The following is a 23,565-nucleotide window of genomic DNA, read 5'->3' as shown; positions in this document are numbered from 1 at the left end:
AATGAAAAATTCTTTTGGTTTTACCTGGTACCTGGCGGGGCTGAGCATGCTCGGTTATCTGGCCATGGATATGTACTTGCCGGCGTTCGGCGCCATGGGCGAGCAGTTGCAGATTGGCGCTGGCGCGGTGGGGGCCAGCTTGAGTATTTTCCTCGCCGGCTTTGCGCTGGGGCAGTTGCTGTGGGGCCCGTTGTCCGATCGCCTGGGGCGCAAGCCGATCTTGCTCGCAGGCTTGAGTCTGTTTGTGCTGGGCTGCGCCGGAATGTTCTGGGTCGAGACCGCGTCGCAGTTGCTGGCCTTGCGCTTTATGCAGGCCATTGGCGTGTGCTCCGCTGCTGTGAGCTGGCAGGCGCTGGTCATTGACCGCTACCCGGCCGACAAGGCTCACCGGGTGTTCGCCAGCATCATGCCGCTGATGTCGCTGTCGCCTGCCCTGGCGCCGCTGTTGGGCGCGATGGTGCTGAACCACTTCGGTTGGCAGGCGATCTTTGGGGTCTTACTGGGCGTATCACTGCTGTTGCTGCTGCCGACCTTGTTCCTACGCAGCGTGCCGAAACGGCAGGCAGAAACTCCGACACGCCTCGGTTATGGGCAGTTGCTCACTTCCCGGGTGTTCACCGGCAACGTGATGATCTTCGCTGCCTGCTCCGCCAGTTTCTTTGCCTGGCTGACGGCTTCGCCGTTCATCCTTGGCGACATGGGCTACAGCCCGAATGACATCGGCCTGAGTTACGTGTTGCCGACACTGGCGTTTCTGGTGGGCGGCTACAGCTGCCGTAGCGCCTTGCAGCGTTTCCAGGGCAAGACGCTGTTGCCTTGGTTACTGGCGGCCTACTGCATCAGCATGGTGGCGCTGTATCTGGTTGCGACCATGACCGTGCCGACCCTCACCACCTTGCTGATTCCGTTCTGTCTGATGGCGTTGGTCAACGGTGCGAGTTATCCGATCGTGGTGGCGAATGCACTGATGCCGTTTGCGGAGAATTCCGGCAAGGCGGCCGCGTTGCAAAACACCTTGCAACTGGGCCTGTGTTTTCTCAGCAGCCTGCTGGTGTCTTCGATGATCGACCAACCGCTGTTGATCACCGTGATCGTGATGCTGGCGACCGCGCCACTTGCGGTGTTGGGCTACTGGCTGGCGCGGCCGAAGCACACGGCTTCGAAGCTGTCGCGCGTTTAGGCTGACAGTGCGGTCACTGTGAGAGGGGGCAAGCCCCTCCCACATTTTGACTCGGCTGGGTCAGTGGCTAAAACGTGATCTCCATATTCACCGTCGGTGTTGACGTGCGGCTACCACGGCCGCCGTCCACACCGAATTTGTTGTGCCAGTACTCGTAACCCACCCCGAGGTACAGGTTCGGCTTTACGCTCTTACCCGGTCGTACCGCCACCATCAACGCGGTGCGCATCAAGGCTTCCGGCGCAGTGTCACGGCCATGGTAGTCCTCGCCTTTTTCCCCGACGTAATTGATAAAACCCTGAAATTTTGCCGCGTGGTTGGCGATTTCGAATGGGCGCATCCAAGTCAGGTTAAGCATGTAGGTGTCGTCGAAGGTGTGGTTCGACTCCTGCGCGCCGGGGATGCCGGTGTGATTCTTTTCCTTGTAGTACATCAGGCTCAGGTCCAGCACGCCCACGGTGTTGAACTTCAAGGTCGGGCCGAGCACCAGCGCACGTTTTTTGGCCGAGGCGAAGTTGTTGTTGCGGTTGGCATCAAAGCCCAAGGTCAGCGCGTAATCCTTGATCAGCCCGGTGCCCAGCGGCACATCAAATACGCGTGAGGCGTACAGCTGATGCCGATACACGGCGTACACCTCGCTGCCACCGTGATCAGTGCCTTGCGCGGGTCGCGGCTGTCGGACAGGAACACATCCAGGTTCAGGAAATTGCTGCCGTACTGGTAGCCGCTGGCGTGGGTGAAGCTGTAGATGCGCTTGCTGAATTCATCGGGGTTGTTCGGGTTGGTGAACTGCTGGCCGTAGCGAAAGCCTACGCTGTTGTTCATCCATTCCACCGCGACAGCCTCCCCGCCGCCGAGAAGGGTGAGTGCAACGGTGGCGCCCTGTAATACCTTTTTCATGGTCCTGGTCCTTTGGCGTTCTGGCTCATCACGGCCGGATTGTTTTTGTAACGCCGGCGGAGGGTATCTTGTTCGATTGATTGTATACAACTCTATGGACATCTAGTCCTAACATTGCATACAGTGGCCGCACAACAAAAACAGAGAACCCCTCACCATGACTATCCCGAAGGCGTCACCGCAGCGGCCAGAAGATGAGAATCTCGGCGTCGCCGCCAACATGGCTTACGGCCTGCAGCATGTGCTCACCATGTACGGCGGCATCGTCGCGGTACCGTTGATCGTCGGTCAGGCGGCCGGGTTGTCACCGGCAGATATTGGTCTGCTGATCGCCGCGTCGCTGTTCGCTGGTGGCTTGGCCACCCTGTTGCAAACCCTTGGCCTGCCGTTCTTTGGCTGTCAGTTGCCGCTGGTGCAGGGCGTGTCATTTGCCGGTGTGGCAACCATGGTGGCGATTGTCGGCAGCGACGGCGCTGGCGGGGTGCCGGCGATTCTTGGGGCGGTGATGGCCGCGTCGTTTATCGGGCTACTGATCACGCCCGTGTTCTCGCGGATTACCAAGTTCTTCCCGCCATTGGTGACTGGCATCGTGATCACCACCATCGGCCTGACGCTGATGCCCGTGGCGGCGCGCTGGGCCATGGGGGGTAACAGCCGCGCCGCGGATTTCGGCAGCATGCCCAATATCGGCCTGGCGGCGTTGACCTTGGTATTGGTGCTGCTATTGAGCAAGATTGGCAGCGCAACCATCTCGCGCCTGTCGATCCTGCTGGCGATGGTCATCGGCACGGTGATTGCGGTGTTCCTCGGCATGGCGGACTTTTCCGGCGTGACCCAGGGCCCGATGTTTGGTTTCCCTACGCCCTTCCATTTCGGCATGCCGACCTTCCACATCGCGGCGATCATTTCCATGTGCATCGTGGTGATGGTGACCCTGGTGGAAACCTCGGCCGACATCTTGGCCGTGGGCGAGATCATCGACACAAAAGTCGACTCCAAACGCCTCGGTAATGGCCTGCGCGCCGACATGCTGTCGAGTATGTTCGCGCCGATCTTCGGTTCGTTCACCCAGAGTGCGTTCGCCCAGAACGTCGGCCTGGTGGCGGTGACCGGGGTGAAGAGTCGCTTCGTGGTTGCCACCGGTGGCCTGTTCCTGGTGATCCTTGGCCTGCTGCCATTCATGGGGCGGGTGATCGCCGCGGTGCCCACCTCGGTGCTGGGCGGTGCCGGAATTGTGCTGTTCGGCACCGTGGCGGCCAGTGGTATTCGCACCCTGTCGAAAGTGGATTACCGCAACAACATGAACCTGATCATCGTCGCCACCTCCATCGGTTTTGGCATGATTCCGATTGCAGCGCCGAGTTTCTACGATCAATTCCCTAGCTGGTTTGCGACCATTTTCCACTCGGGCATCAGCTCGTCGGCGATCATGGCGATCTTGTTGAACCTGGCGTTTAACCACTTCACGGCGGGCAATTCGGATCAGCAGTCGGTGTTCGTGGCGGGGACCGAGCGCAGTTTGTGCTTCCACGATGTCGCGGCGTTGCGGGATGGAGATTACTTCAGGGGCGGCAAGTTGTTTGATGCCGAGGGCAAGGAGATTCCGCTGGTAGCGGAGGTGCCAAGGAAAGCTGCCCACGCTGAAACCACAGAGGTCTAAAAATGTGGGAGGGGGGCTTGCTCCCGATAGCAGGGTGTCAGCCACAGTAGTCGTGACTGACCCAGCGCTATCGGGAGCAAGCCCCCTCCCACATTTGGAACTCAACCAGCCTTGCGGACGGGGTGCGGCACTGAACAGGCCTCATCCAAAAACTTCACCACGGTCCCCATGCAGGCCTGGCGTTCTTCTACGTGGGGCATGTGGCTGGAGTCTTCGAACAGCGCCCAGCGTACATCCGCGATCTCATCCAGAAACGGCTTGACCACCAGTGGGGTGGCCTCGTCATGTCGGCCCGAGATCACCAGGGTCGGCACCTTGATCGCCGAGAGGCGGCCAATGGATTTCCAGTCCTTCAGACTGCCGATCACGTGGAACTCGGTCGGGCCGCTCATGGCGTGATAAACGGTAGGGTCTGAATCGACCTGGGCGAAAGTGCGCGCCACTTCCTCCGGCCAGGGGTTCACGCGGCATACGTGCTGGTCATAGAACACCCGCGAGGCGGCGAGGTATTCCGGGTCTTGATAGGTGCCAGCGGCTTCGTGCTTGAGCAGGGTTTCGTGCACGCCTTCCGGCAGCAATTGGCGCAGGCGATTGGCCTCGCTGACCCAAGTGCGCATGCAGGTCGGGGAGTTGGCCGGGATGAACGCGCGCAGACCCTTGGGTTGCAAGATTGCATGTTCACTGCCGAGCATGCCGCCCCAGGACTGGCCGAGGATCGCGTAGTTGTCGCTGATCTGCAGGTGATCCAGCAGGTTATCCAGTTCCTTGAGGAACAAGTCGACGGTCCAGAAGGACGGATCTTTCTCAGGTAAATGCGTGGAGCGGCCATTGCCCAGTTGGTCGTAGTGGACGACCGCGTGGCCGCTGGCTGCGACGTCCTTGAAGGCGTCGACATAATCATGGGTACAGCCGGGGCCGCCGTGGATGACGACCAGTGGTGTACGGCCGCTGGACAGGTCGCCAGTGACGCGATACCAGGTCTGGTAGGCGCCAAAGGCCGCATACCCTTCGCGAATTTTTTCGATGAATTCCATTTCGTACCCTGCTCTGAAAAAAGGCTCAGGGACACGATAGTCTGCGCGCGAAATTTAGGTAACTAGCAAAACAGCTAGGTTTTGCCGATGGATCAATCTTCCAGCAGGCGGTAATGGGTAGCCCGAACCACCGCCTGGACTCGGTTTTTGGCGCCCAGCTTGTGCATCGCCGAAGCCAGGTGCAGCGTGACCACCGCCAGCGAACGGCTCAACTGCGTGGCGATTTCAGCAGCGGTCAGGCCTTCGGCGGCCCATTTCAGGCACTCGCGTTCGCGTTTGGTCAGGTGAATATGGGGGTAGGTGCGCAGTTCCTTGCTGAACAGCGGGTAGGCTGCTTCCTGCAACGCATGGGAAATTACACTGAAATCCGACAAAGTTTGCTGCGCGTCCTGCAACACCGTGTGCGCGCTACCGATACGCAGGCCGGTCAGCGAAGCAAAGCCACCACGGGGCAGGTGGATCGGTACGCTGACGCCGCAGGTCAGCTGCTGGTCATGCAGGTAGGATGAAACCGGCGCGTGGCACGGATCGATGATTTTTTGCAGTGGGGTGTCGGCCTTGGCTTCGTAGGACCATACGAACGGCGATACCGTGCTCAGGGCCAGGTGTTGCACCGGGTCGATCTGGTAAAACCCTTTGCTGCACCATAATGCGTGCCAGTCGGGTGGTGTATTGCGCAGTTCCAGCACCGAGGGGGTGATCAATGCGCCGTCCTGGTCGATCGGCACGGGGGAGTAGTCGTACACCAGCGCATCGAAGCCTAACTGTTGAGCGAGTATAAACGCGTTGTCCATCTGCTCATCCAGGCTCCTGCCCGGCATCAGACGATTGTTGAAGGCAGTCAGCTTGGTCAGCATCCGTTCTGCTCCCGAATTCATTTGAATCTCGACATGCGGCAAGTAGAATGCCACGCCCCGGCGAAGGACTGCCAGGCCAAACCTATAAGAACTACTAGGTTATGGACGCGCGGCATCCTCGGTAGTGTTGGCCTGACAAGCGGCCGCTACTCGCCAGGCCGATACAACACAAGGAATGTATGCATGTGGCGTGAAATTGCCCCCGACCAGCAGTACAACGTGCAAGTCGACGGCCATAACCTCGTGGTCTACAGCTTTGGCGAAGGCGATGAGGTGCTGTTGTGCCTCAACGGCGGGCCAGGCCTGCCGTGTGACTACTTGCGCGACGCCCATGGCTGGCTCAAAGAGCATAACCTGCGAGTGGTTGCATTCGACCAGCTTGGCACGGGGGCATCAGCCAGACCGACCGATGTTTCCCTGTGGGAAATACGCCGTTATGTCGAAGAAGTCGAATCCGTGCGCCAGGCACTGGGGCTGGGCCGTGTGCACTTGCTCGGGCATTCATGGGGCGGCTGGCTGGGCATCGAATACGCCATCCATTATCCCGACGCGCTGAAAAGCCTGATCCTGGAAAACACTGTCGGCGACATTCCGCACCTGTCCCAGGAGCTGGAGCGCCTTCGCGGCGCCTTAGGCAGCGAAACCGTGGCCATGATGCAGCGCCATGAAGCCATGGGCACCCTCGATCACCCGCAGTACCAGGCCGCGATCACCTTGCTCAACTATCGCCACGTGTGCCGTCTGGACGAATGGCCCGAGCCGGTCAAACGCTCCCTCGGCGACTGGAACATGGGCCCCTACGAAACCATGCAGGGCCCTAACGAATTCCTCTATGTCGGCAACCTCAAGGACTGGAACCGCATCCCCGAGATGGCCGATTTCAAGATGCCGATCTTGATCACCACCGGCCAGCACGACGAACTCACCCCGGCCTGTGCCATGCGCATGAAGATGGCGGCCAGACACGCCGAACTGCACGTATTCCCCAACAGCAGCCATATGCCGTTCTACGAAGAACCCCAGGCGTATTTCCCGGTGCTGCTGGACTTTCTTGCTCGCCACCGAGGCTGACGGATGAACTTGGCGCGTTACCGTTTTGTGCTGTCCCGGCCGCTGCAATTGCTGCCGGTGCTGTTTGGCATCAGCCTGATTACCTTTGTGCTGGTGCGCTCGATCCCCGGCGACCCGGCGCGTGCGTTGCTCGGCTCGCGCAGCACACCGGACGCGTTGCTGAAAATCCGCGCCCAGTACGGCCTCGATCAGCCGTTGTGGCTGCAATATTTCTATTTTCTGAAGAACCTCCTGAAGGGCGACCTCGGTCAATCGCTGCTGTACAAGGTCGACGCGCTGAAGCTGATCGTCACCCGTATCGAGCCGACCCTGGTGCTGGTACTCGGCAGCGTGGTGCTGGCGCTGCTGATCGCGGTGCCCCTGGCAACCTGGGCTGCGCGCAATAAAGGCGGCTGGGCCGACAACCTGATCCGCGTATTCACCACGGTGGGCCTGGGCATGCCGGCGTTCTGGCTGGGCTTGATGCTGATCCTGCTGCTGAGTGTGAAATGGGGCTTGTTCCCGGTGTCCGGCTACGGTCGCACCTGGCTGGACAAGGCACACCATATGGTCCTGCCGTGCCTGACTATTGCCCTGGCGCTGTCGGCAGTACTGGTGCGCAACCTGCGGGCGAGCATGTTGATGGAGTTGCAGGCGGACCATGTTACCGCCGCCCGTGCGCGCGGACTTTCCGAAGCCGCCGTGTTTCGCCGCCATGTGTTGCCCAATTCCCTGGTGCCAGCGGTCAACCTGCTGGCAGTGAATATCGGTTGGCTGATCAGCGGCACGGTGGTCATCGAAAGCCTGTTCGCCATTCCTGGCATCGGTCAGTTATTGGTGCGCGGCATCTTTACCCGCGACTACATGGTGGTGCAGGGCGTGGCCATGGTGTTGGCCTGCGCGACGGTGGTGGTCAACTTCATCGCGGATGTGGCGACGGTGGCCCTCGACCCGCGGGTGAAAATGCAATGAGCAGCCGCCCGTTGATTGCACCATGGCGCTTGCGCCTGCGCTTTGGTTTTCGCAATGGCCGGCTGACGGCCGCGTGGGGGCTATTGATACTGTTGGTGTGGTTGACCCTTGCGCTGTTTGCGCCATGGATCGCGCCTTTTGATCCGATTGCACAGAACACCGATATCAGTTTGATCGGTCCCAGCCTGGCCCATCCATTCGGCACCGATAACTACGGTCGCGACATTCTGTCCAGGGTCATCTGGGGCGCACGTATTGACCTGCAGCTGGCCATCATCGGGGTCATTTTCCCCTTCATGATCGGCACCTTTATGGGCGCGGTCTCAGGTTACATCGGCGGTCGTTTCGACAGTTTCTGCATGCGTGTGATCGATGTGATCCTGGCGTTCCCGTTCCTGGTGCTGATGCTGGCGATCATGGCCATCCTCGGCCCGGGCCTTAAGAGCTTTTACATCGCCATGGCGCTGGTGGGTTGGGTCTCGTATGCGAGGCTGATCCGTTCGCAGATCCTGGTGCTCAAGGAAAGCGACTTTGCCCTGGCCGCCAAGAGCCTGGGTTTTGGTCATGGGCGCATCCTGTTCCGGCATTTGCTGCCGAATGCGATGTTTGGCTCGATTGTGTTTTCCATGTCCGATGCGGTGCTGGTGCTGCTCAACGGTGCCGCCGTGAGCTACCTGGGCCTTGGGGTGCAACCGCCGACCGCCGAATGGGGGACGATGGTCGCCGAAGGGCAGGCGTTTATTACCACGGCCTGGTGGATCTGCACCTTTCCGGGGTTGGCCATCGTGACCCTGGCCATGGGTTTCAGCCTGTTGGCTGATGGGGTGGCGCAAGTGTTAGGGGATCGGTCATGAGTCTGCTTCAGGTCCGAGACCTCAGCGTAATCGCCAATAACGCGGGGCGCGATGTCACCTTGGTCGACCGCGTCTCCTTCGACTTGGCCGAAGGCGAAATCCTTGGTTTGGTGGGCGAAAGCGGCTCGGGTAAGACCATGGCCTGCCGAGGCCTGATGCGGCTGCTGCCGTCGCCTGATCTGCGCGTGCAGGGCGGTGCCGTGTGCCTGGCCGGTCAGGATCTGCTGTCACTGGATGACGCCGGCATGCGTGCGATACGCGGCGGGCAATTGGGCATGATTTTCCAGAACCCCAGCAGCCATCTCGACCCGCTGATGCGCATCGGCGAGCAGATCGCCGAGGGTATTCGCCTGCACCAGGGCGCGTCGAAAAAAGACGCCCGACGACACGCCATCGACGTACTGCGCCAAGTGGGTATTCCCGATCCACAGGCGCGCGTCGACAACTATCCTCACGAGTTTTCCGGCGGCATGCGCCAGCGCGCCATGATCGCCGTGGCCTTGGGCTGCAACCCAAGGGTACTGATCGCCGACGAGCCGACCACCGCCCTGGATGTGACCGTCCAGGCGCAAATCCTGCGTCTGTTGCTGGACCTGCGCGACCAGCGTGGCTTGTCGATCATCATGATCACCCACGACTTGGGCGTGGTGGCGCAAACCTGCGATTCCATCGCGGTGATGTACGCGGGGCGCCTGTGCGAACACGGCAGTAAGTACGACCTGCTGGCCCATCCGCAACATCCGTACACCGCTGGCCTGATTGACTGCCAGCCGGCCCACAGCAGTGGCCACGCCTTGTTGCGCACCATTCCCGGCCAGCCGCCGCTGCTGGATGCCTTGCCCGGCGGCTGCCGCTTCAATCCGCGCTGCCCGCAGGTCGGTGCCTTATGTACCGAGGTGCTGCCAGAAGGTGCCCGCGTAGCCTGTCACTATCCGCTGGGAGCGCGACCATGAGCCTGTTGCAGATCAAGGACCTGGAGGTACGCTTTGCGGCGTCCGGCAGCGGTTTGTTTGGCCTGAACACACAGTGGGTGAGGGCGGTGAACGGTGTGTCGCTGAACCTCGCAGCGGGCGAAACCCTCGGGTTGGTGGGCGAGTCCGGCAGCGGTAAAAGCACCCTTGGCCGGGCGATCCTGCACCTCAACCCGATCAGCGCCGGGCAGGTGTTGTTCGATGGCATCGACATGGCCCATGGCAGCGCGATCGACATCGCGCGTTTGCGCCATGAAACGGCGATGATCTTTCAGGACCCCTACGCCGCGTTGAACCCGCGCCAGACCATCGGCGAAACCATCGCCGAGGTGCTGCGGGTGCAGCGCAAAGTCCCCGCAGAGCGCATCCCGGCGCGCGTCAACGAACTGCTTGAACTTGTCGGCTTGCGCCCCGAACTGGCCAGTCGAAAACCCGGCTCCCTCAGTGGCGGTCAATGCCAGCGCGTCGGCATTGCTCGCGCCTTGGCGGTGGAGCCGCGCCTGATCATCGCCGATGAGTGCGTGGCGGCGCTGGATGTGTCGATCCAGGGGCAGATCATCAATCTGCTGTTGGAACTGCAACAGCGCATGAACCTGGCCATCCTGTTTATCGCCCATGACTTGGCCATCGTGCGGCGCCTGTGCGACCGCGTGGCGGTGATGTACTTGGGCAAGATCGTCGAGGAAGGGCCCGTTGAGGCAGTGTTCAGCGCGCCGCGCCATCCCTATACGGCGGCGTTGATCCAGGCGATTCCGGAGATCGATCCGCATCGGCCATTGCCTGCAGAACCTTTGCCCGGTGAGCCACCGAGCCCACTGAATTTGCCCACCGGCTGCGCCTTTCACCCACGTTGCCGGTATGCGCGCGCCATGTGTTCCGTGGCGTCGCCGCCTACTCATTTCCTGCACGAGCATCGATACAGTTGCGTGCTTGAATCACCTTTGCTTTGACCCTTCCCTGCCATTCATGAACAAGGAGTTATGACATGCAATCCCGTCACTTGAAGTTGCTCGCCGCCGCTACGCTTACGGCTTGGTCGCTGACCGCTGGTTTGGCCCAGGCCGCTGGCGTCCTGACTATTGGCTGCCGAGAAGACAGCACCACGTTCGACCCGATCAAAAGCGCGCAAAACCGCGACACCTGGGTGTTCGCCAACGTCTACGACACCCTGGTGCGCGTGGATAACCTGGGCACCAAGATGGAACCGGGCCTGGCCGAAAGCTGGGACATTTCCAAGGACGGCCTGACTTACACCTTCAAACTGCGCGATGCGAAATTCTCTGACGGCTCGCCGATCACCGCTGAAGATGCGGCGTTTAGCCTGCTGCGCATCCGCGATAACAAAGCCTCGCTGTGGGCGGACCCTTTCAACCTGATCAACACGGCCAACGCCGCCGACCCGAAAACCCTGGTCGTCACCTTGAAGACGCCTGCCGTGGCGTTCCTCTCGCAACTGGCTTCCCCGACGGTTTCGATCCTGTCGGAAAAAGCCATGACCAAGATGGGCGAAGACGCTTACTCGGAAAACCCGGTGACATCCGGCGCATTTACCGTGGAGGAGTGGCGCAAGGGCGATCGGGTGATCCTGAAGAAGAACCCGAACTTCTGGCAGGCCAAGAATGTGAGCCTGGATGGCGTGGAGTGGGTCTCGGTGACCGACGACAACACGCGCATGCGCATGGTGCAGAACAACGAGCTGGACACGGCGATCTTCGTGCCGTTCTCCCGGGTTGAAGAGCTGAAGAAAGACAAGAACGTGGTGATCCACGCCGACCCTTCCACCCGTGAAGATCACCTGTTGATCAACCACGCCCATGGCCTGCTGGCCAAGCCGGAAGTCCGTCAGGCGCTGGACATGGCCATCGACAAACAATCGCTGGTCAAGACCGCCACCTACGGTCAGGGCACCGTGGCCTATTCCTACATTCCAAAAGGTTCGCTGTACCACTACGCCAACAACCTGCAACGCCCGTACGACCCGGCCGAAGCCAAGAAATTACTGGCTGCTGCCGGTGCCAAGGACTTGAAGCTGAACTACGTGGTCAACGCCGGCAATGAGGCTGACGAGCAGATCGCGGTGATCATCAAGGACCAATTGGCCAAAGTCGGCGTCACCGCCAACCTGCAGAAGGTCGACCCGACTCAAAGTTGGCAGATGCTGGTGGACGGTGAGTACGATATTTCCGTGATGTACTGGACCAACGACATCCTCGACCCGGACCAGAAGACCACCTTTGTGCTGGGCCACGACACCAACCAGAACTACATGACCCGCTACAAGAACGACAAGGTCAAGGACCTGGTGGCTGCGGCGCGGATTGAGGCGGACCCGGTCAAGCGTGAGCAGATGTATGTGGAGCTGCAAAAACTGGCGAAACAGGATGTGAACTGGATCGACTTGTACTACAGCCCCTACATCAACATCTCACGCAATAACGTGAGCAATTTCCTGCAAAATCCGCTGGGGCGCTTCACCCTTGAGGAAGTGGTGAAGAACTAAGTAAACCCAATGTGGGGCGAGACCTGTGATGAGCGGGCTTGCCCCGCGCGGGGCTGCGAAGCAGCCCCGGTACAGCCAGCGCGATCTGACAGAGAGATCGCGCTGGCAGGTTTTGGGGCCGCTTTGCAGCCCCGTGCGGGGCAAGCCCGCTCACTACAAAAGCCAACTCACACAGCGAGTTGGGTGTCAGATGTTACTGCGCATCAAACGCCTGCCCATTGATGCCGGCACTGTCCGGCCCCATCAGGTACAGGTACACCGGCATGATCTCTTCCGGCGCCGGCCTTTCCATCGGGTTCTCCCCCGGATACGCCTGGGCCCGCATGCTGGTACGAGTGCCGCCAGGGTTGATGCTGTTGGCCCGCACCGCTGCCACATCTTCAAGCTCATCCGCCAAGGTCTGCATCAAGCCTTCAGTGGCAAACTTCGACACCCCATAAGCGCCCCAGTACGCGCGGCCCTTGCGCCCTACGCTGCTGGAGGTGAACACCACCGACGCATCCTGGGACAGCTTGAGCAGCGGCAACAAGGTGCTGGTGAGCATGAACATTGCGTTGACGTTGATGTGCATCACCCGCATGAAGTTCTCACCGGAGAGCTGCTCGATGGGCGTGCGCGGGCCGATGATCGAGGCGTTGTGCAGCAGGCCGTCGAGGTGGCCGAATTCTTTTTCGATCATGGCTGCCAGCTCATCGTATTGATGGGGCAGGGCGGTCTCCAGGTTGAATGGGATCACCACTGGCTGCGGGTTGCCGGCCGCTTCGATTTCGTCGTAGACCTGGGCCAGATTGGCTTCGGTTTTGCCTAACAGCAGCACGGTAGCGCCATGGGCGGCATAGGTTTTTGCCGCCGCCGCGCCAATCCCGCGACCGGCGCCGGTCACCAGGATGACCCGGTCTTTGAGCAGTTCTGGACGTGCAGAGTAATCAAACATAAAAAGCCTCGACAGAATTCAGCAGGTTACAAACAGCGAGCTGGAAAACACTGAAGATCCCCTGTGGGAGGGGCTTGCCCCCGATAGTGGTGTATCAGTCAACAAATGCAGTGACTGACACACTGCAATCGGGGGCAAGTCGAATCGTCGAACCGCCCCTCCCACATTTGGATCTTTATCAATCACTAAGGCCGGTGAGCCATTAGCAACTGCACAGTGCGTTATCCAGCACCTTGCGCAGTTCCAGTGGGTGATCCACCACTACATCTGCGCCCCAGTGGCGTGGGTTGTCGTCCGGGTGGATATAGCCGTAGCTGACCGCCGCCGTGCGCGTGCCGGCATCGCGGCCGGACTCGATGTCGCGCAGGTCATCGCCCACGAACAACACGCTGGCCGGGTCCAGGCCGAGCATCTTGCACGCCAGGATCATCGGTTCCGGGTCCGGCTTGCTGTTTGTCACGTGGTCCGGGCAGATCAGCAGGGCCGAACGCTCGGCCAGGCCCAACTGCTGCATGATCGGTTCGGCGAAGCGCAATGGCTTGTTGGTGACGACGCCCCAGACCAGCTTGGCCTTCTCGATGTCTTCCAGAAGCTCGGCCATGCCGTCGAACAGCTTGCTGTGCACCGCGCAGTCCTTCAGGTAGCGCTCCAGGAATTCCTGGCGCAGTTCCTCAAAGCCCGGTGACTCCGGGTCCATCGAGAAAGTCACGGCGACCATCGCCCGCGCACCGCCGGAAATTTCATCGCGAATATGCTGCGGGTTGATCGGCGCCAGGTCGCGGTCGGCGCGCATGGCCTGGCAGATGGCGATGAAGTCCGGCGCGGTGTCCAGCAAGGTACCGTCCATATCGAAGAGAACCGCTCGCAACTTCACAGGCTTACTCCTCGCGCAGGGTCTGGATCATGTAGTTGACGTCAACGTCGCTGGCCAGTTTGTAGTGCTTGGTCAGCGGGTTGTAGGTCAGGCCGATGATGTCCTTGACGGTCAGCCCAGCCTGGCGGCTCCAGGCGCCCAGTTCGGACGGGCGGATGAATTTCTTGAAGTCATGGGTGCCGCGCGGCAGCAGCTTCATGATGTATTCGGCGCCAATGATCGCGAACAGGTAGGCCTTGGGGTTGCGGTTGATGGTGGAGAAGAACACCTGGCCGCCGGGCTTGACCATGCGGAAGCAGGCGCGGATCACCGAGGAGGGATCCGGTACGTGCTCAAGCATCTCAAGGCAGGTGACCACGTCGAACTGCTCGGGCATCTCTTCAGCCAGGTCTTCGGCTGTGATCTGGCGGTATTCCACGTTCACGCCGGACTCCAACTGGTGCAGTTGTGCCACGGCCAGCGGCGCTTCACCCATGTCGATCCCCATCACCGTGGCGCCGCGCTGGGCCATGGCTTCGCTGAGGATGCCGCCGCCGCAGCCGACGTCCAGCACCTTCTTGCCGGCCAGGTTGACGCGTTCGTCAATCCAGTTGACCCGCAGCGGGTTGATGTCGTGGAGGGGTTTGAACTCGCTTTCGCGGTCCCACCAGCGGTGGGCCAAGGCTTCAAACTTGGCGATTTCTGCGTGGTCGACGTTGCTCATGGTGAATCCTCTAAATCTGATAAATCGGTTTGTCGGTCCTGAACACTCAGGTTCAGAGCCAGCGTTATTCGGTGTGCCCGCTGATGCGTTTTCCCCAGGCAATGGCCGTGGCGGTCAACTGTTGTTCATCCATGCGGGTGAGTTGCCGATCGTCGAGCAACTGCTTGCCGGCGACCCAAAGGTGTTTCACGCAATCGCGCCCGGTGGCATATATAAGCTGTGAGACCGGATCGTAGATCGGTTGTTGCGCCAGCCCTGTGAGATCGAAGGCGACCATATCCGCCGCCTTGCCCACTTCCAGGGAGCCAATCTCGCTTTCCAGGCCCATGGCCCGCGCACCGTTGAGCGTAGCCATACGCAATGCACGGTGCGCGTCCAGCGCGGTGGCCGAGCCGGCGACGGCCTTGGCCAGCATCGCAGCGGTGCGGGTTTCGCCCAACAGGTCCAGGTCATTGTTGCTGGCGGCGCCATCGGTGCCGATGGCCACATTGACCCCAGCCTGCCACAGACGCTCCACCGGGCAGAAGCCGCTGGCCAGTTTAAGGTTGGATTCCGGGCAATGGATAACGCTGGTGTTGCTTTCTACCAGCAAAGCCAGGTCGTCCTCGCTGATTTGAGTCATATGAACGGCCTGGAAGCGCGGCCCCAGTAATCCGAGGCGGCCCAAGCGTGCCAGCGGGCGTTCGCCGGTCTGTTCGACGGCTTGCTGCACCTCGAAGGCGGTTTCGTGCACGTGCATATGGATCGCGGCGTCCAGCTCTTCGGCGATCACCCGAATCTTTTCAAGATTGGCATCGCACACGGTATAGGGCGCGTGGGGGCCGAACGTAATCTTGATGCGCGGGTGGTGCTTGAGGTCGCCGAACAGCTCGATGCCCTGGCGGATCGCCTCATCGGCGGTACTGGCGCCGGGAATCGGGAAGTCGAGGATCGGAATCGCGATCTGTGCACGCATGCCGCTGTTGTGCACGCAATCGCTGGCGACCTTGGGGTAGAAGTACATGTCGGAGAAGCAAGTGATGCCGCCCTTGAGTTGCTCGGCGATGGCCAGGTCGGTGCCATCACGCACGAAGGCTTCATCGACCCACTTGGCTTCGGCGGGCCAGATGTGTTTTTCCAGCCAGGTCATCAAGGGCAGGTCATCGGCCAGGCCGCGAAACAGGCTCATCGCCGCGTGCCCGTGGGCGTTGATCAGGCCTGGGCTGAGCAGCATCCCCGGCAGTTCGCGCACCTCAGTGGCTGACAGCTTCAAGGCAGCGGCCCGCGGCCCGATAAAGGCAATGCGCCCATCGCGGATGCCCACGCCATGTTCCTTGAGCACCACGCCAGCAGGTTCGACAGGTACCAGCCAGGTTGGCAGTAGCAGTAAGTCGAGCGGGGCGGCAGTGGAGGTCATCGCAGGCTTCTTCCCGGGCAGCTATAAAAGAAGCGCGAAGTATACCCGAGCGTCCTGGCTGGCGGATCGCTATAATCGGCGGCTTTTGTTCATGAGTGCGGAGTAAGGGATGCGCGACCGACTGTTGGCAGCGGAGAAAGTGAAGGCCATCGATTGGCGTGATGGCACGCTGCACCTGCTCGATCAGCGTGCCTTGCCGTCCCAGGAAAACTGGGTGGCCTGCTCCACGGTCGACGACGTGGCTGCCGCCATTCGCGCCATGGTGGTGCGTGGTGCGCCGGCCATCGGTATCAGTGCGGCCTATGGCTTGGTACTGGCCGCCCGTGATCGTATGGCCGAGGGCGAAGACTGGCAGGCTGCGTGGGAGGAGGATTACGCACTGCTGGCCGATACTCGTCCCACAGCGTCGAACCTGTTCTGGGCCCTCAAGCGCATGCGCGATCGCCTGGATCGCATCAAGATGCACGCCGATCCGCTGGCAGTCCTGGAAGCAGAGGCCATCGCGATCCATGAAAGTGACCGCGAAGCCAACCTTGTGATGGCGCAGTTGGGCGTTGAGCGGATTCGCAAGCACCAGGGTAACGCTCAGGCGATCCTGACCCATGGCAATGCCGGCGCGTTGGCGACGGGCGGTGTCGGCACGGCCCTCGGGGTTGTGCGTGCGGCCTTCTTGGAGGGCTTGGTTGAACACGTCTATGCCAATGAAACCCGGCCCTGGCTGCAAGGTTCGCGGCTGACGGCCTGGGAGTTGGCGGGTGAGGGCATCCCTGTCACGGTCAATGCCGACTCGGCGGGCGCGCATATCCTCAAGACCAAAGGCGTGACCTGGGTGATCGTCGGGGCTGACTGTATTGCGGCCAATGGAGATGTGGTCAGCACGATCGGCACGTACCAGTTGGCGGTGTGTGCCATGCATCACGGCGTGCGGTTTATGGTGGTGGCACCGAGTTCGACCTTGGATCTGATGATGGCCACTGGCGAAGATGTTGCGTTGGAAGAGCGCGATCCCGGTGAGCTGCTGGAGGTCAACGGGAAGCGCCTGGAGGTTAATGCGTTTAACCCGGTATTTGATGTGACTCCGGCCGACCTGATTGATGTGATTGTGACTGAGAAGGGCGTGGTTGAGCGGCCGGATACGGCGAAATTGGCCAAGCTGATGTGCCGTAAGCGGCTGCATTGAGGGCTGCGGTGTCTGTGAAATGGCTATCGGGGGCAAGCCCCTCCCACACTTGAATGGCGAACACAGTCAAAATGCATGAGGGGGCTTGCCCCCGATTGGCCCTGAAAGTCAATAAAACCCTCGGATCCGCCCTCAAAAAAAAGCACCACCCCATCTCTGAGCCCCTCTCGTCCCCCTCAAGCCTGTCATCCGTCAAATTACTAGTCTCCATGCGCATCAGGGGGATAGGTGCGTGGCGGCGATTGTGATAACATCCGGCGGTTTCCAGGGCCGCCCCGAGGGGTTGCCTATAACGTGCAGATCCGTGTCATAACTCGTTGATTTGTCGTAAGTCGTTGTCAGGCACTCTGTCGGCAGCGGCGAGCTTCGTTCGTCCCATATGGATGTGACGAGGTTTCACCCGAAAAAGGAATCAGGCTTCTCATGGGCGAACTGGCCAAAGAAATCCTCCCGGTCAATATCGAAGACGAGCTGAAACAGTCCTACCTCGACTACGCGATGAGCGTAATTGTCGGTCGGGCACTGCCTGATGCGCGCGATGGCTTGAAGCCCGTGCACCGGCGTGTGCTGTTCGCGATGAGCGAGCTGGGTAACGACTGGAACAAGCCGTACAAGAAATCTGCCCGTGTTGTCGGTGACGTGATCGGTAAGTATCACCCTCACGGCGACACTGCGGTGTACGACACCATCGTACGTATGGCCCAGCCGTTTTCCCTGCGCTACCTGCTGGTAGACGGCCAGGGTAACTTCGGTTCCGTCGACGGCGACAACGCCGCTGCCATGCGATACACCGAAGTGCGCATGACCAAGCTGGCGCATGAGCTGCTGGCTGACCTGCACAAAGAAACTGTGGACTGGGTGCCGAACTACGACGGCACCGAAATGATCCCGGCTGTCATGCCTACCCGGATCCCCAACCTGCTGGTCAACGGTTCCAGCGGTATCGCCGTGGGCATGGCGACCAACATCCCGCCGCACAACCTCGGCGAAGTCATCGACGGTTGCCTGGCCCTCATCGACAACCCTGAGCTGACCGTCGATGAGTTGATGCAGTACATCCCGGGTCCGGACTTCCCGACCGCCGCGATCATCAACGGTCGCGCCGGCATCATCGAAGCCTACCGCACTGGCCGTGGCCGCATTTACATGCGCGCCCGCTCGATGATCGAAGACATCGACAAGGTCGGTGGCCGTCAGCAAATCGTCATCACCGAGCTCCCTTACCAGTTGAACAAGGCGCGTCTGATCGAAAAGATCGCCGAGCTGGTTAAAGAGAAGAAACTCGAAGGCATCACCGAGCTGCGCGACGAATCCGACAAAGACGGTATGCGCGTAGTGATCGAGCTGCGTCGTGGCGAAGTGCCTGAGGTGATCCTCAACAACCTCTATGCCCAGACCCAGCTGCAAAGCGTGTTTGGTATCAACGTGGTTGCCCTGATCGACGGCCGCCCGCGCATCCTGAACCTCAAGGATCTGCTGGAAGCCTTCGTGCGTCACCGTCGCGAAGTAGTGACCCGCCGCACCGTATTCGAACTGCGCAAGGCCCGCGAGCGTGGCCACATTCTGGAAGGCCAGGCGGTTGCGCTGTCGAACATCGACCCGGTTATCGCCCTGATCAAAGCCTCGCCGACACCATCGGAAGCGAAAGAAGCGCTGATCAAGATGCCGTGGGAATCCAGCGCCGTCGTGGCGATGGTTGAACGTGCCGGTGCTGACTCGTGCCGCCCGGAGACACTGGACCCGCAATACGGTCTGCGTGACGGCAAGTACTTCCTGTCGCCGGAACAGGCCCAGGCTATCCTGGAACTGCGTCTGCACCGTCTGACCGGCCTTGAGCACGAGAAGCTGCTGGCCGAGTACCAGGAAATTCTCAACCAGATCGGCGAGTTGATCCGCATCCTCAACAGCGCCGTGCGCCTGATGGAAGTGATCCGCGAAGAACTGGAAGTAATCCGCGCCGAATACGGCGACGTGCGCCGCACCGAAATTCTCGATGCCCGTCTTGATCTGACCCTGGGTGACATGATCCCGGAAGAAGAGCGCGTGGTTACTATCTCCCACGGCGGCTATGCCAAGACCCAGCCATTGGCTGCGTACCAGGCCCAGCGTCGCGGCGGTAAAGGTAAATCGGCTACTGGCGTGAAGGATGAGGACTACATCGCTCACCTGCTGGTCGCCAACAGCCACACCACGCTGCTGCTGTTCTCCAGCAAGGGCAAGGTGTACTGGCTCAAAACCTACGAAATTCCGGAAGCGTCCCGCGCCGCCCGTGGTCGTCCGCTGGTCAACCTGCTGCCACTGGACAGTGATGAATACATCACCACCATGCTGCCGGTAGACGAATACACCGAAGGTCACTTCATCTTCATGGCAACTGCCAAAGGCACCGTGAAGAAGACCCCGCTCGAATCCTTCAGCCGCCAGCGCAGCGTGGGCCTGATCGCCCTGGAACTGGACGAAGGCGACGTATTGATCAGCGCGGCCATCACCGACGGCGAGCGTGAAGTCATGCTGTTCTCCGACGGCGGCAAGGTTACGCGCTTCAAGGAATCCGACGTTCGCGCCATGGGCCGTACCGCCCGCGGTGTGCGCGGCATGCGTCTGCCGGAAGGGCAGAAGCTGATTTCGATGCTGATCCCGGAAGAAGGCAGCCAAATCCTCACCGCTTCTGCGCGTGGTTATGGCAAGCGTACGGCCATCGGCGAGTTCCCGGAGTACAAACGTGGTGGCCAGGGCGTTATTGCCATGGTCAGCAACGATCGCAACGGCCGTCTGGTCGGCGCGGTACAGGTGCTCGACGGCGAGGAGATCATGCTGATTTCCGACCAGGGCACCCTGGTACGTACCCGTGTGGCAGAAGTGTCGAGCCTGGGTCGCAACACCCAAGGCGTGACGCTTATCAAGCTGGCCAGCGACGAGACACTGGTAGGCCTGGAACGTGTCCAGGAACCATCGGAAGTTGAAGGCGAAGAGCTGGACGAGGCCGATGCCGAGTTCGCAGGTGAGGTCATGGCGAGTGGCGATGATATCGTCGACGAGCCAACCCTCGATGCTGCCGCAGACGAAGAAGAACCGCAGGAATAAGCGGACACAAAGGGGGCGGATGAAGATTCGCCCCCTTGTTGTTTGTCCCTTGTGAAATATTGAAATCCCGATTTATTGCACCACCCCACCAGATCAGAGTGAGATTGGATGTGAGCAAGAGAGCCTATAACTTCTGTGCCGGTCCCGCGGCGCTTCCTGAAGCAGTCCTGCAGCGTGCGCAGGGTGAACTCCTCGACTGGCATGGAAAAGGCCTCTCCGTGATGGAAATGAGCCATCGCAGCGATGAGTTCGTATCCATTGCTACCAAGGCCGAGCAGGATCTGCGCGACTTGCTGGACATTCCATCCAATTACAAAGTGCTGTTCCTGCAGGGTGGCGCGAGCCAGCAGTTCGCCCAGATCCCGCTGAACCTGCTGCCGGAAGACGGCACTGCCGACTACATCGACACCGGTATCTGGGGGCAGAAGGCTATTGAAGAGGCCTCGCGCTACGGTCACGTCAACGTTGCCGGCACCGCCAAGCCCTACGACTACTTCGCCATCCCAGGTCAGAACGAATGGAAGCTGTCGAAGGATGCGGCCTACGTGCACTACGTCGCGAACGAAACCATTGGCGGCCTGGAGTTCGACTGGGTGCCGGAAGTCGGCGACGTTCCGCTGGTGTGCGACATGTCCTCGGACATCCTCTCGCGGCCTATCGATGTGTCCAAGTACGGCATGATCTATGCCGGCGCGCAGAAGAACATCGGTCCAAGTGGCATCCTGGTTAACATCGTTCGTGAAGACCTGCTGGGCCGCGCCCGTTCGCTGTGCCCGACCATGCTCAACTACAAGGTCGCAGCCGACAACGGATCGATGTACAACACCCCGCCGGCGTTCTCCTGGTACCTGTCCGGCCTGGTATTCGAGTGGCTGAAAGAGCAGGGCGGTGTCGCCGCCATGGGCAAGCTCAACGAAGAGAAGAAGCGCACCCTGTACGACTTCATTGACGCCAGCGGCCTGTATAGCAACCCCATCAATCCAAGCGACCGCTCGTGGATGAACGTGCCGTTCCGCCTGGCTGACGACCGTCTGGACAAACCATTCCTGGCCGGTGCCGACGCGCGCGGCCTGTTGAACCTCAAGGGCCACCGTTCGGTGGGTGGCATGCGCGCCTCCATCTATAACGCTGTCGACATCCACGCGATCAATGCGCTGGTTGCCTACATGGCAGAGTTCGAAAAGGAACACGGCTAATGTCTGAACAAGAGCTCAAGGCCCTGCGTGTACGCATTGACAGCCTGGATGAGAAAGTCCTGGAGCTGATCAGTGAACGTGCGCGGTGCGCCCAGGAAGTGGCACGGGTGAAGATGGCGTCCCTCGCTGAAGGCGAAGTGCCGGTGTTCTACCGCCCCGAGCGTGAAGCTCAGGTGCTCAAACGCGTGATGGAGCGTAACAAGGGGCCGCTGGGCAACGAAGAGATGGCGCGGTTGTTCCGTGAAATCATGTCGTCGTGCCTGGCGCTTGAGCAGCCGCTGAAGGTTGCTTATCTCGGTCCTGAGGGTACGTTTACCCAGGCGGCGGCCATGAAGCACTTCGGCCACGCTGTGATCAGCAAGCCGATGGCGGCCATCGACGAAGTGTTCCGTGAAGTGGCGGCCGGTGCGGTGAATTTTGGCGTGGTGCCAGTGGAAAACTCCACTGAAGGCGCGGTCAATCACACCCTGGACAGCTTCCTTGAGCACGACATGGTGATCTGCGGCGAAGTCGAGCTGCGTATCCACCATCACCTGCTGGTGGGCGAGAACACCAAGACCGACAGCATCAGCCGCATCTATTCCCACGCCCAGTCCCTGGCCCAGTGCCGAAAGTGGCTGGATGCCCATTACCCTAATGTCGAGCGCGTGGCGGTATCCAGCAACGCCGAAGCGGCCAAGCGTGTCAAAGGTGAGTGGAACTCGGCGGCGATTGCCGGTGATATGGCCGCAGGTCTTTATGGCTTGACGCGTCTAGCCGAAAAAATCGAGGACCGTCCGGACAACTCCACGCGCTTCCTGATGATCGGCAGCCAGGAAGTGCCGCCGACCGGCGACGACAAGACCTCGATCATCGTCTCGATGAGCAACAAGCCTGGCGCGCTGCATGAACTGCTGGTGCCGTTTCACGACAACGGGATTGACCTGACGCGCATCGAGACTCGTCCTTCGCGCAGCGGTAAATGGACGTACGTGTTCTTTATCGATTTCATCGGCCATCACCGCGACCCGCTGGTCAAAGGTGTGCTGGAGAAAATCAGTCAAGAGGCCGTGGCGCTCAAGGTGCTGGGCTCTTACCCGAAAGCGGTTTTGTGAGGCGTTAACATGAGTGGCAACTTCCTCGCCCTGGCTCAGCCGGGCGTGCAACAACTGTCGCCTTACGTTCCGGGCAAGCCTGTGGACGAGCTGGCGCGTGAGTTGAACCTGGATCCGTCGAAGATCGTCAAGCTGGCGAGCAACGAGAACCCGCTGGGCCCTAGCCCCAAAGTGCTGGCGGCGATTCGTGAGGAACTGACCGAGCTGACCCGTTACCCGGATGGCAACGGCTTCGCCCTGAAGTCGTTGTTGGCGGAAAAGTGCCGGGTCGATCTGAACCAAGTGACCCTGGGTAACGGCTCCAATGACATCCTTGAGCTGGTCGGTCGCGCTTACTTGGCGCCAGGCCTGAATGCGGTGTTCAGTGAACATGCGTTCGCGGTTTACCCGATTGTCACTCAGGCCGTCGGTGCTGACGCGCGCGTGATTCCTGCCAAGGATTGGGGGCATGACTTGCCAGCAATGCTGGCAGCAATCGACGCCCAGACCCGCGTCGTGTTCATCGCCAATCCGAATAACCCGACGGGTACCTGGTTCGATGAGCAGGCGCTCAACGAATTCCTGCAGGATGTGCCCGAGCACGTGCTGGTCGTGCTGGACGAGGCCTACATCGAATACGCAGAAGGCAGCGACCTGCCGGACGGCCTGGATTTCCTGGCGGCGTATCCGAACCTGCTGGTGTCGCGCACTTTCTCCAAGGCTTACGGCCTTGCTTCGCTGCGGGTTGGCTATGGTCTGTCCACGGCGGTGGTAGCTGATGTGCTGAACCGAGTACGCCAACCGTTCAACGTCAACAGCCTCGCCTTGGCGGCGGCTTGTGCGGCGGTGAAGGATGCCGAGTACCTGGAAGAAGGTCGGCGCATCAACGAAAACGGCATGCTGCAGTTGCAGGAAGGCTTGCGTGAGTTGGGCCTGGGCTGGATTCCGTCCAAGGGCAACTTTATTTGCGTCGACCTCGGCCAAGTGGCCGCGCCTGTTTTCCAGGGTCTGTTGCGCGAAGGTGTGATCGTGCGTCCGGTGGCTAACTACGGCATGCCCAACCACCTGCGCATCACCATCGGCTTGCCGGCTGAAAACAGCCGCTTCCTGGAAGCGCTGGCCAAGGTTCTGGCTCGTGGTTGATGTC

General features: G+C 60.5%; 19 protein-coding genes and 1 pseudogene. 13 read left to right on the top strand and 7 right to left on the bottom strand.

Annotated elements, in window-relative coordinates:
- Nucleotide 1 precedes the first annotated feature (1 nt).
- On the top strand, nt 2-1,180 hold the full coding sequence (punC, locus tag AB4N82_RS02115) for a purine nucleoside transporter PunC (protein ID WP_032888880.1): 1,179 nt from the start codon (nt 2-4) through the stop codon (nt 1,178-1,180).
- Nucleotides 1,181-1,247: 67 nt separating this feature from the next.
- Here the strand turns inward: punC and AB4N82_RS02110 are convergent.
- Nucleotides 1,248-2,080 (bottom strand): annotated as a pseudogene (locus AB4N82_RS02110) (nucleoside-binding protein).
- 157 nt (nt 2,081-2,237) lie between these two features.
- On the opposite strand from AB4N82_RS02110, the gene AB4N82_RS02105 reads away from it, so the two are divergent.
- The gene (locus AB4N82_RS02105; RefSeq protein ID WP_032888883.1) at nt 2,238-3,740 is read left to right on the top strand and encodes a nucleobase:cation symporter-2 family protein; all 1,503 of its coding nucleotides are present in this window, start codon (nt 2,238-2,240) and stop codon (nt 3,738-3,740) included.
- Between the two features lie 101 nt (nt 3,741-3,841).
- On the opposite strand, the gene AB4N82_RS02100 is transcribed toward AB4N82_RS02105, so the two are convergent.
- A complete protein-coding gene (locus AB4N82_RS02100) occupies nt 3,842-4,774 on the bottom strand; it encodes a proline iminopeptidase-family hydrolase (RefSeq protein WP_122764942.1) in 933 nt (310 codons plus the stop codon).
- Nucleotides 4,775-4,866: 92 nt separating this feature from the next.
- A complete protein-coding gene (locus AB4N82_RS02095; protein ID WP_032888888.1) occupies nt 4,867-5,631 on the bottom strand; it encodes a LuxR family transcriptional regulator in 765 nt (254 codons plus the stop codon).
- A 183-nt stretch (nt 5,632-5,814) separates the two neighbouring features.
- Between AB4N82_RS02095 and AB4N82_RS02090 the strand changes: the two genes are divergently transcribed.
- From AB4N82_RS02090 to AB4N82_RS02065, 6 genes are read left to right on the top strand one after another with little or no spacing between them, the layout of a single operon-like run.
- Nucleotides 5,815-6,702 carry a proline iminopeptidase-family hydrolase gene (locus AB4N82_RS02090; RefSeq protein ID WP_095184185.1) on the top strand — a complete coding sequence of 296 codons (888 nt, stop codon included), beginning with the start codon at nt 5,815-5,817 and terminating at the stop codon, nt 6,700-6,702.
- 3 nt (nt 6,703-6,705) lie between these two features.
- The gene (locus tag AB4N82_RS02085) at nt 6,706-7,653 is read left to right on the top strand and encodes an ABC transporter permease (protein WP_032888892.1); all 948 of its coding nucleotides are present in this window, start codon (nt 6,706-6,708) and stop codon (nt 7,651-7,653) included.
- Complete coding sequence (locus AB4N82_RS02080; protein WP_032888893.1) at nt 7,650-8,507, top strand: ABC transporter permease; 858 nt, start codon at nt 7,650-7,652, stop codon at nt 8,505-8,507. Before AB4N82_RS02085 ends, AB4N82_RS02080 begins: the two co-directional genes overlap by 4 nt.
- Nucleotides 8,504-9,460: an ABC transporter ATP-binding protein gene (locus tag AB4N82_RS02075; RefSeq protein WP_032888895.1), complete on the top strand. Its 957-nt coding sequence runs from the start codon at nt 8,504-8,506 to the stop codon at nt 9,458-9,460. Before AB4N82_RS02080 ends, AB4N82_RS02075 begins: the two co-directional genes overlap by 4 nt.
- Nucleotides 9,457-10,428, top strand: coding sequence for an ABC transporter ATP-binding protein (locus AB4N82_RS02070; protein WP_122764944.1), 972 nt, complete (start codon nt 9,457-9,459; stop codon nt 10,426-10,428). Before AB4N82_RS02075 ends, AB4N82_RS02070 begins: the two co-directional genes overlap by 4 nt.
- Before the next feature lie 35 nt (nt 10,429-10,463).
- The gene (locus AB4N82_RS02065) at nt 10,464-11,978 is read left to right on the top strand and encodes an ABC transporter substrate-binding protein (protein ID WP_122764945.1); all 1,515 of its coding nucleotides are present in this window, start codon (nt 10,464-10,466) and stop codon (nt 11,976-11,978) included.
- Nucleotides 11,979-12,171: 193 nt separating this feature from the next.
- Here AB4N82_RS02065 and AB4N82_RS02060 read toward each other — a convergent pair whose 3' ends face one another.
- From AB4N82_RS02060 to AB4N82_RS02045, 4 genes are all read right to left on the bottom strand, one after another.
- Entirely contained in the window at nt 12,172-12,912 is a 741-nt protein-coding gene (locus AB4N82_RS02060; RefSeq protein WP_032888901.1) for a YciK family oxidoreductase, read from the bottom strand.
- Between the two features lie 202 nt (nt 12,913-13,114).
- The gene (gene mupP, locus AB4N82_RS02055) at nt 13,115-13,786 is read right to left on the bottom strand and encodes an N-acetylmuramic acid 6-phosphate phosphatase MupP (RefSeq protein ID WP_032888903.1); all 672 of its coding nucleotides are present in this window, start codon (nt 13,784-13,786) and stop codon (nt 13,115-13,117) included.
- Nucleotides 13,787-13,790: 4 nt separating this feature from the next.
- Complete coding sequence (gene ubiG / locus AB4N82_RS02050; protein WP_017734479.1) at nt 13,791-14,489, bottom strand: bifunctional 2-polyprenyl-6-hydroxyphenol methylase/3-demethylubiquinol 3-O-methyltransferase UbiG; 699 nt, start codon at nt 14,487-14,489, stop codon at nt 13,791-13,793.
- A 64-nt stretch (nt 14,490-14,553) separates the two neighbouring features.
- On the bottom strand, nt 14,554-15,885 hold the full coding sequence (locus tag AB4N82_RS02045; RefSeq protein ID WP_099601429.1) for a TRZ/ATZ family hydrolase: 1,332 nt from the start codon (nt 15,883-15,885) through the stop codon (nt 14,554-14,556).
- Nucleotides 15,886-15,994: 109 nt separating this feature from the next.
- Here AB4N82_RS02045 and mtnA point away from each other — a divergent pair, with 109 nt between their 5' ends.
- The 5 genes from mtnA (at nt 15,995) to hisC (ending at nt 23,561) form a co-directional block, all read left to right on the top strand.
- Nucleotides 15,995-17,065, top strand: coding sequence for an S-methyl-5-thioribose-1-phosphate isomerase (mtnA, locus tag AB4N82_RS02040; RefSeq protein WP_099601430.1), 1,071 nt, complete (start codon nt 15,995-15,997; stop codon nt 17,063-17,065).
- Nucleotides 17,066-17,488: 423 nt separating this feature from the next.
- Nucleotides 17,489-20,149, top strand: a complete 2,661-nt coding sequence (gene gyrA / locus AB4N82_RS02035; RefSeq protein ID WP_095184190.1) for a DNA gyrase subunit A — start codon at nt 17,489-17,491, stop codon at nt 20,147-20,149.
- A 110-nt stretch (nt 20,150-20,259) separates the two neighbouring features.
- Complete coding sequence (gene serC, locus AB4N82_RS02030) at nt 20,260-21,345, top strand: 3-phosphoserine/phosphohydroxythreonine transaminase (protein ID WP_095184191.1); 1,086 nt, start codon at nt 20,260-20,262, stop codon at nt 21,343-21,345.
- Nucleotides 21,345-22,439: a prephenate dehydratase gene (pheA, locus tag AB4N82_RS02025; protein ID WP_003172650.1), complete on the top strand. Its 1,095-nt coding sequence runs from the start codon at nt 21,345-21,347 to the stop codon at nt 22,437-22,439. The genes serC and pheA overlap by 1 nt, the downstream gene beginning before the upstream one ends.
- A 9-nt stretch (nt 22,440-22,448) precedes the next feature.
- Nucleotides 22,449-23,561, top strand: coding sequence for a histidinol-phosphate transaminase (gene hisC, locus AB4N82_RS02020; RefSeq protein WP_099601431.1), 1,113 nt, complete (start codon nt 22,449-22,451; stop codon nt 23,559-23,561).
- Nucleotides 23,562-23,565 lie beyond the last annotated feature (4 nt).

This window comes from Pseudomonas sp. H1_D04 (genome assembly GCF_054683855.1).
Note: the sequence above shows the minus strand (reverse complement) of the source record. Positions and strands in the feature narration are given on the sequence as shown.

Excerpts from the sequence above, each read along its gene's own strand:
- AB4N82_RS02085 (WP_032888892.1), top strand. The coding sequence starts at position 6,706 with ATGAACTTGGCGCGTTACCGTTTTGTGCTGTCCCGGCCGCTGCAATTG.
- AB4N82_RS02100 (WP_122764942.1), bottom strand. The coding sequence starts at position 4,774 with ATGGAATTCATCGAAAAAATTCGCGAAGGGTATGCGGCCTTTGGCGCC.
- AB4N82_RS02080 (WP_032888893.1), top strand. The coding sequence starts at position 7,650 with ATGAGCAGCCGCCCGTTGATTGCACCATGGCGCTTGCGCCTGCGCTTT.
- ubiG (WP_017734479.1), bottom strand. The coding sequence starts at position 14,489 with ATGAGCAACGTCGACCACGCAGAAATCGCCAAGTTTGAAGCCTTGGCC.
- AB4N82_RS02070 (WP_122764944.1), top strand. The coding sequence starts at position 9,457 with ATGAGCCTGTTGCAGATCAAGGACCTGGAGGTACGCTTTGCGGCGTCC.
- AB4N82_RS02105 (WP_032888883.1), top strand. The coding sequence starts at position 2,238 with ATGACTATCCCGAAGGCGTCACCGCAGCGGCCAGAAGATGAGAATCTC.
- AB4N82_RS02090 (WP_095184185.1), top strand. The coding sequence starts at position 5,815 with ATGTGGCGTGAAATTGCCCCCGACCAGCAGTACAACGTGCAAGTCGAC.
- AB4N82_RS02045 (WP_099601429.1), bottom strand. The coding sequence starts at position 15,885 with ATGACCTCCACTGCCGCCCCGCTCGACTTACTGCTACTGCCAACCTGG.
- AB4N82_RS02060 (WP_032888901.1), bottom strand. The coding sequence starts at position 12,912 with ATGTTTGATTACTCTGCACGTCCAGAACTGCTCAAAGACCGGGTCATC.
- gyrA (WP_095184190.1), top strand. The coding sequence starts at position 17,489 with ATGGGCGAACTGGCCAAAGAAATCCTCCCGGTCAATATCGAAGACGAG.
- mtnA (WP_099601430.1), top strand. The coding sequence starts at position 15,995 with ATGCGCGACCGACTGTTGGCAGCGGAGAAAGTGAAGGCCATCGATTGG.
- AB4N82_RS02065 (WP_122764945.1), top strand. The coding sequence starts at position 10,464 with ATGCAATCCCGTCACTTGAAGTTGCTCGCCGCCGCTACGCTTACGGCT.
- AB4N82_RS02075 (WP_032888895.1), top strand. The coding sequence starts at position 8,504 with ATGAGTCTGCTTCAGGTCCGAGACCTCAGCGTAATCGCCAATAACGCG.
- hisC (WP_099601431.1), top strand. The coding sequence starts at position 22,449 with ATGAGTGGCAACTTCCTCGCCCTGGCTCAGCCGGGCGTGCAACAACTG.
- punC (WP_032888880.1), top strand. The coding sequence starts at position 2 with ATGAAAAATTCTTTTGGTTTTACCTGGTACCTGGCGGGGCTGAGCATG.
- AB4N82_RS02095 (WP_032888888.1), bottom strand. The coding sequence starts at position 5,631 with ATGCTGACCAAGCTGACTGCCTTCAACAATCGTCTGATGCCGGGCAGG.
- pheA (WP_003172650.1), top strand. The coding sequence starts at position 21,345 with ATGTCTGAACAAGAGCTCAAGGCCCTGCGTGTACGCATTGACAGCCTG.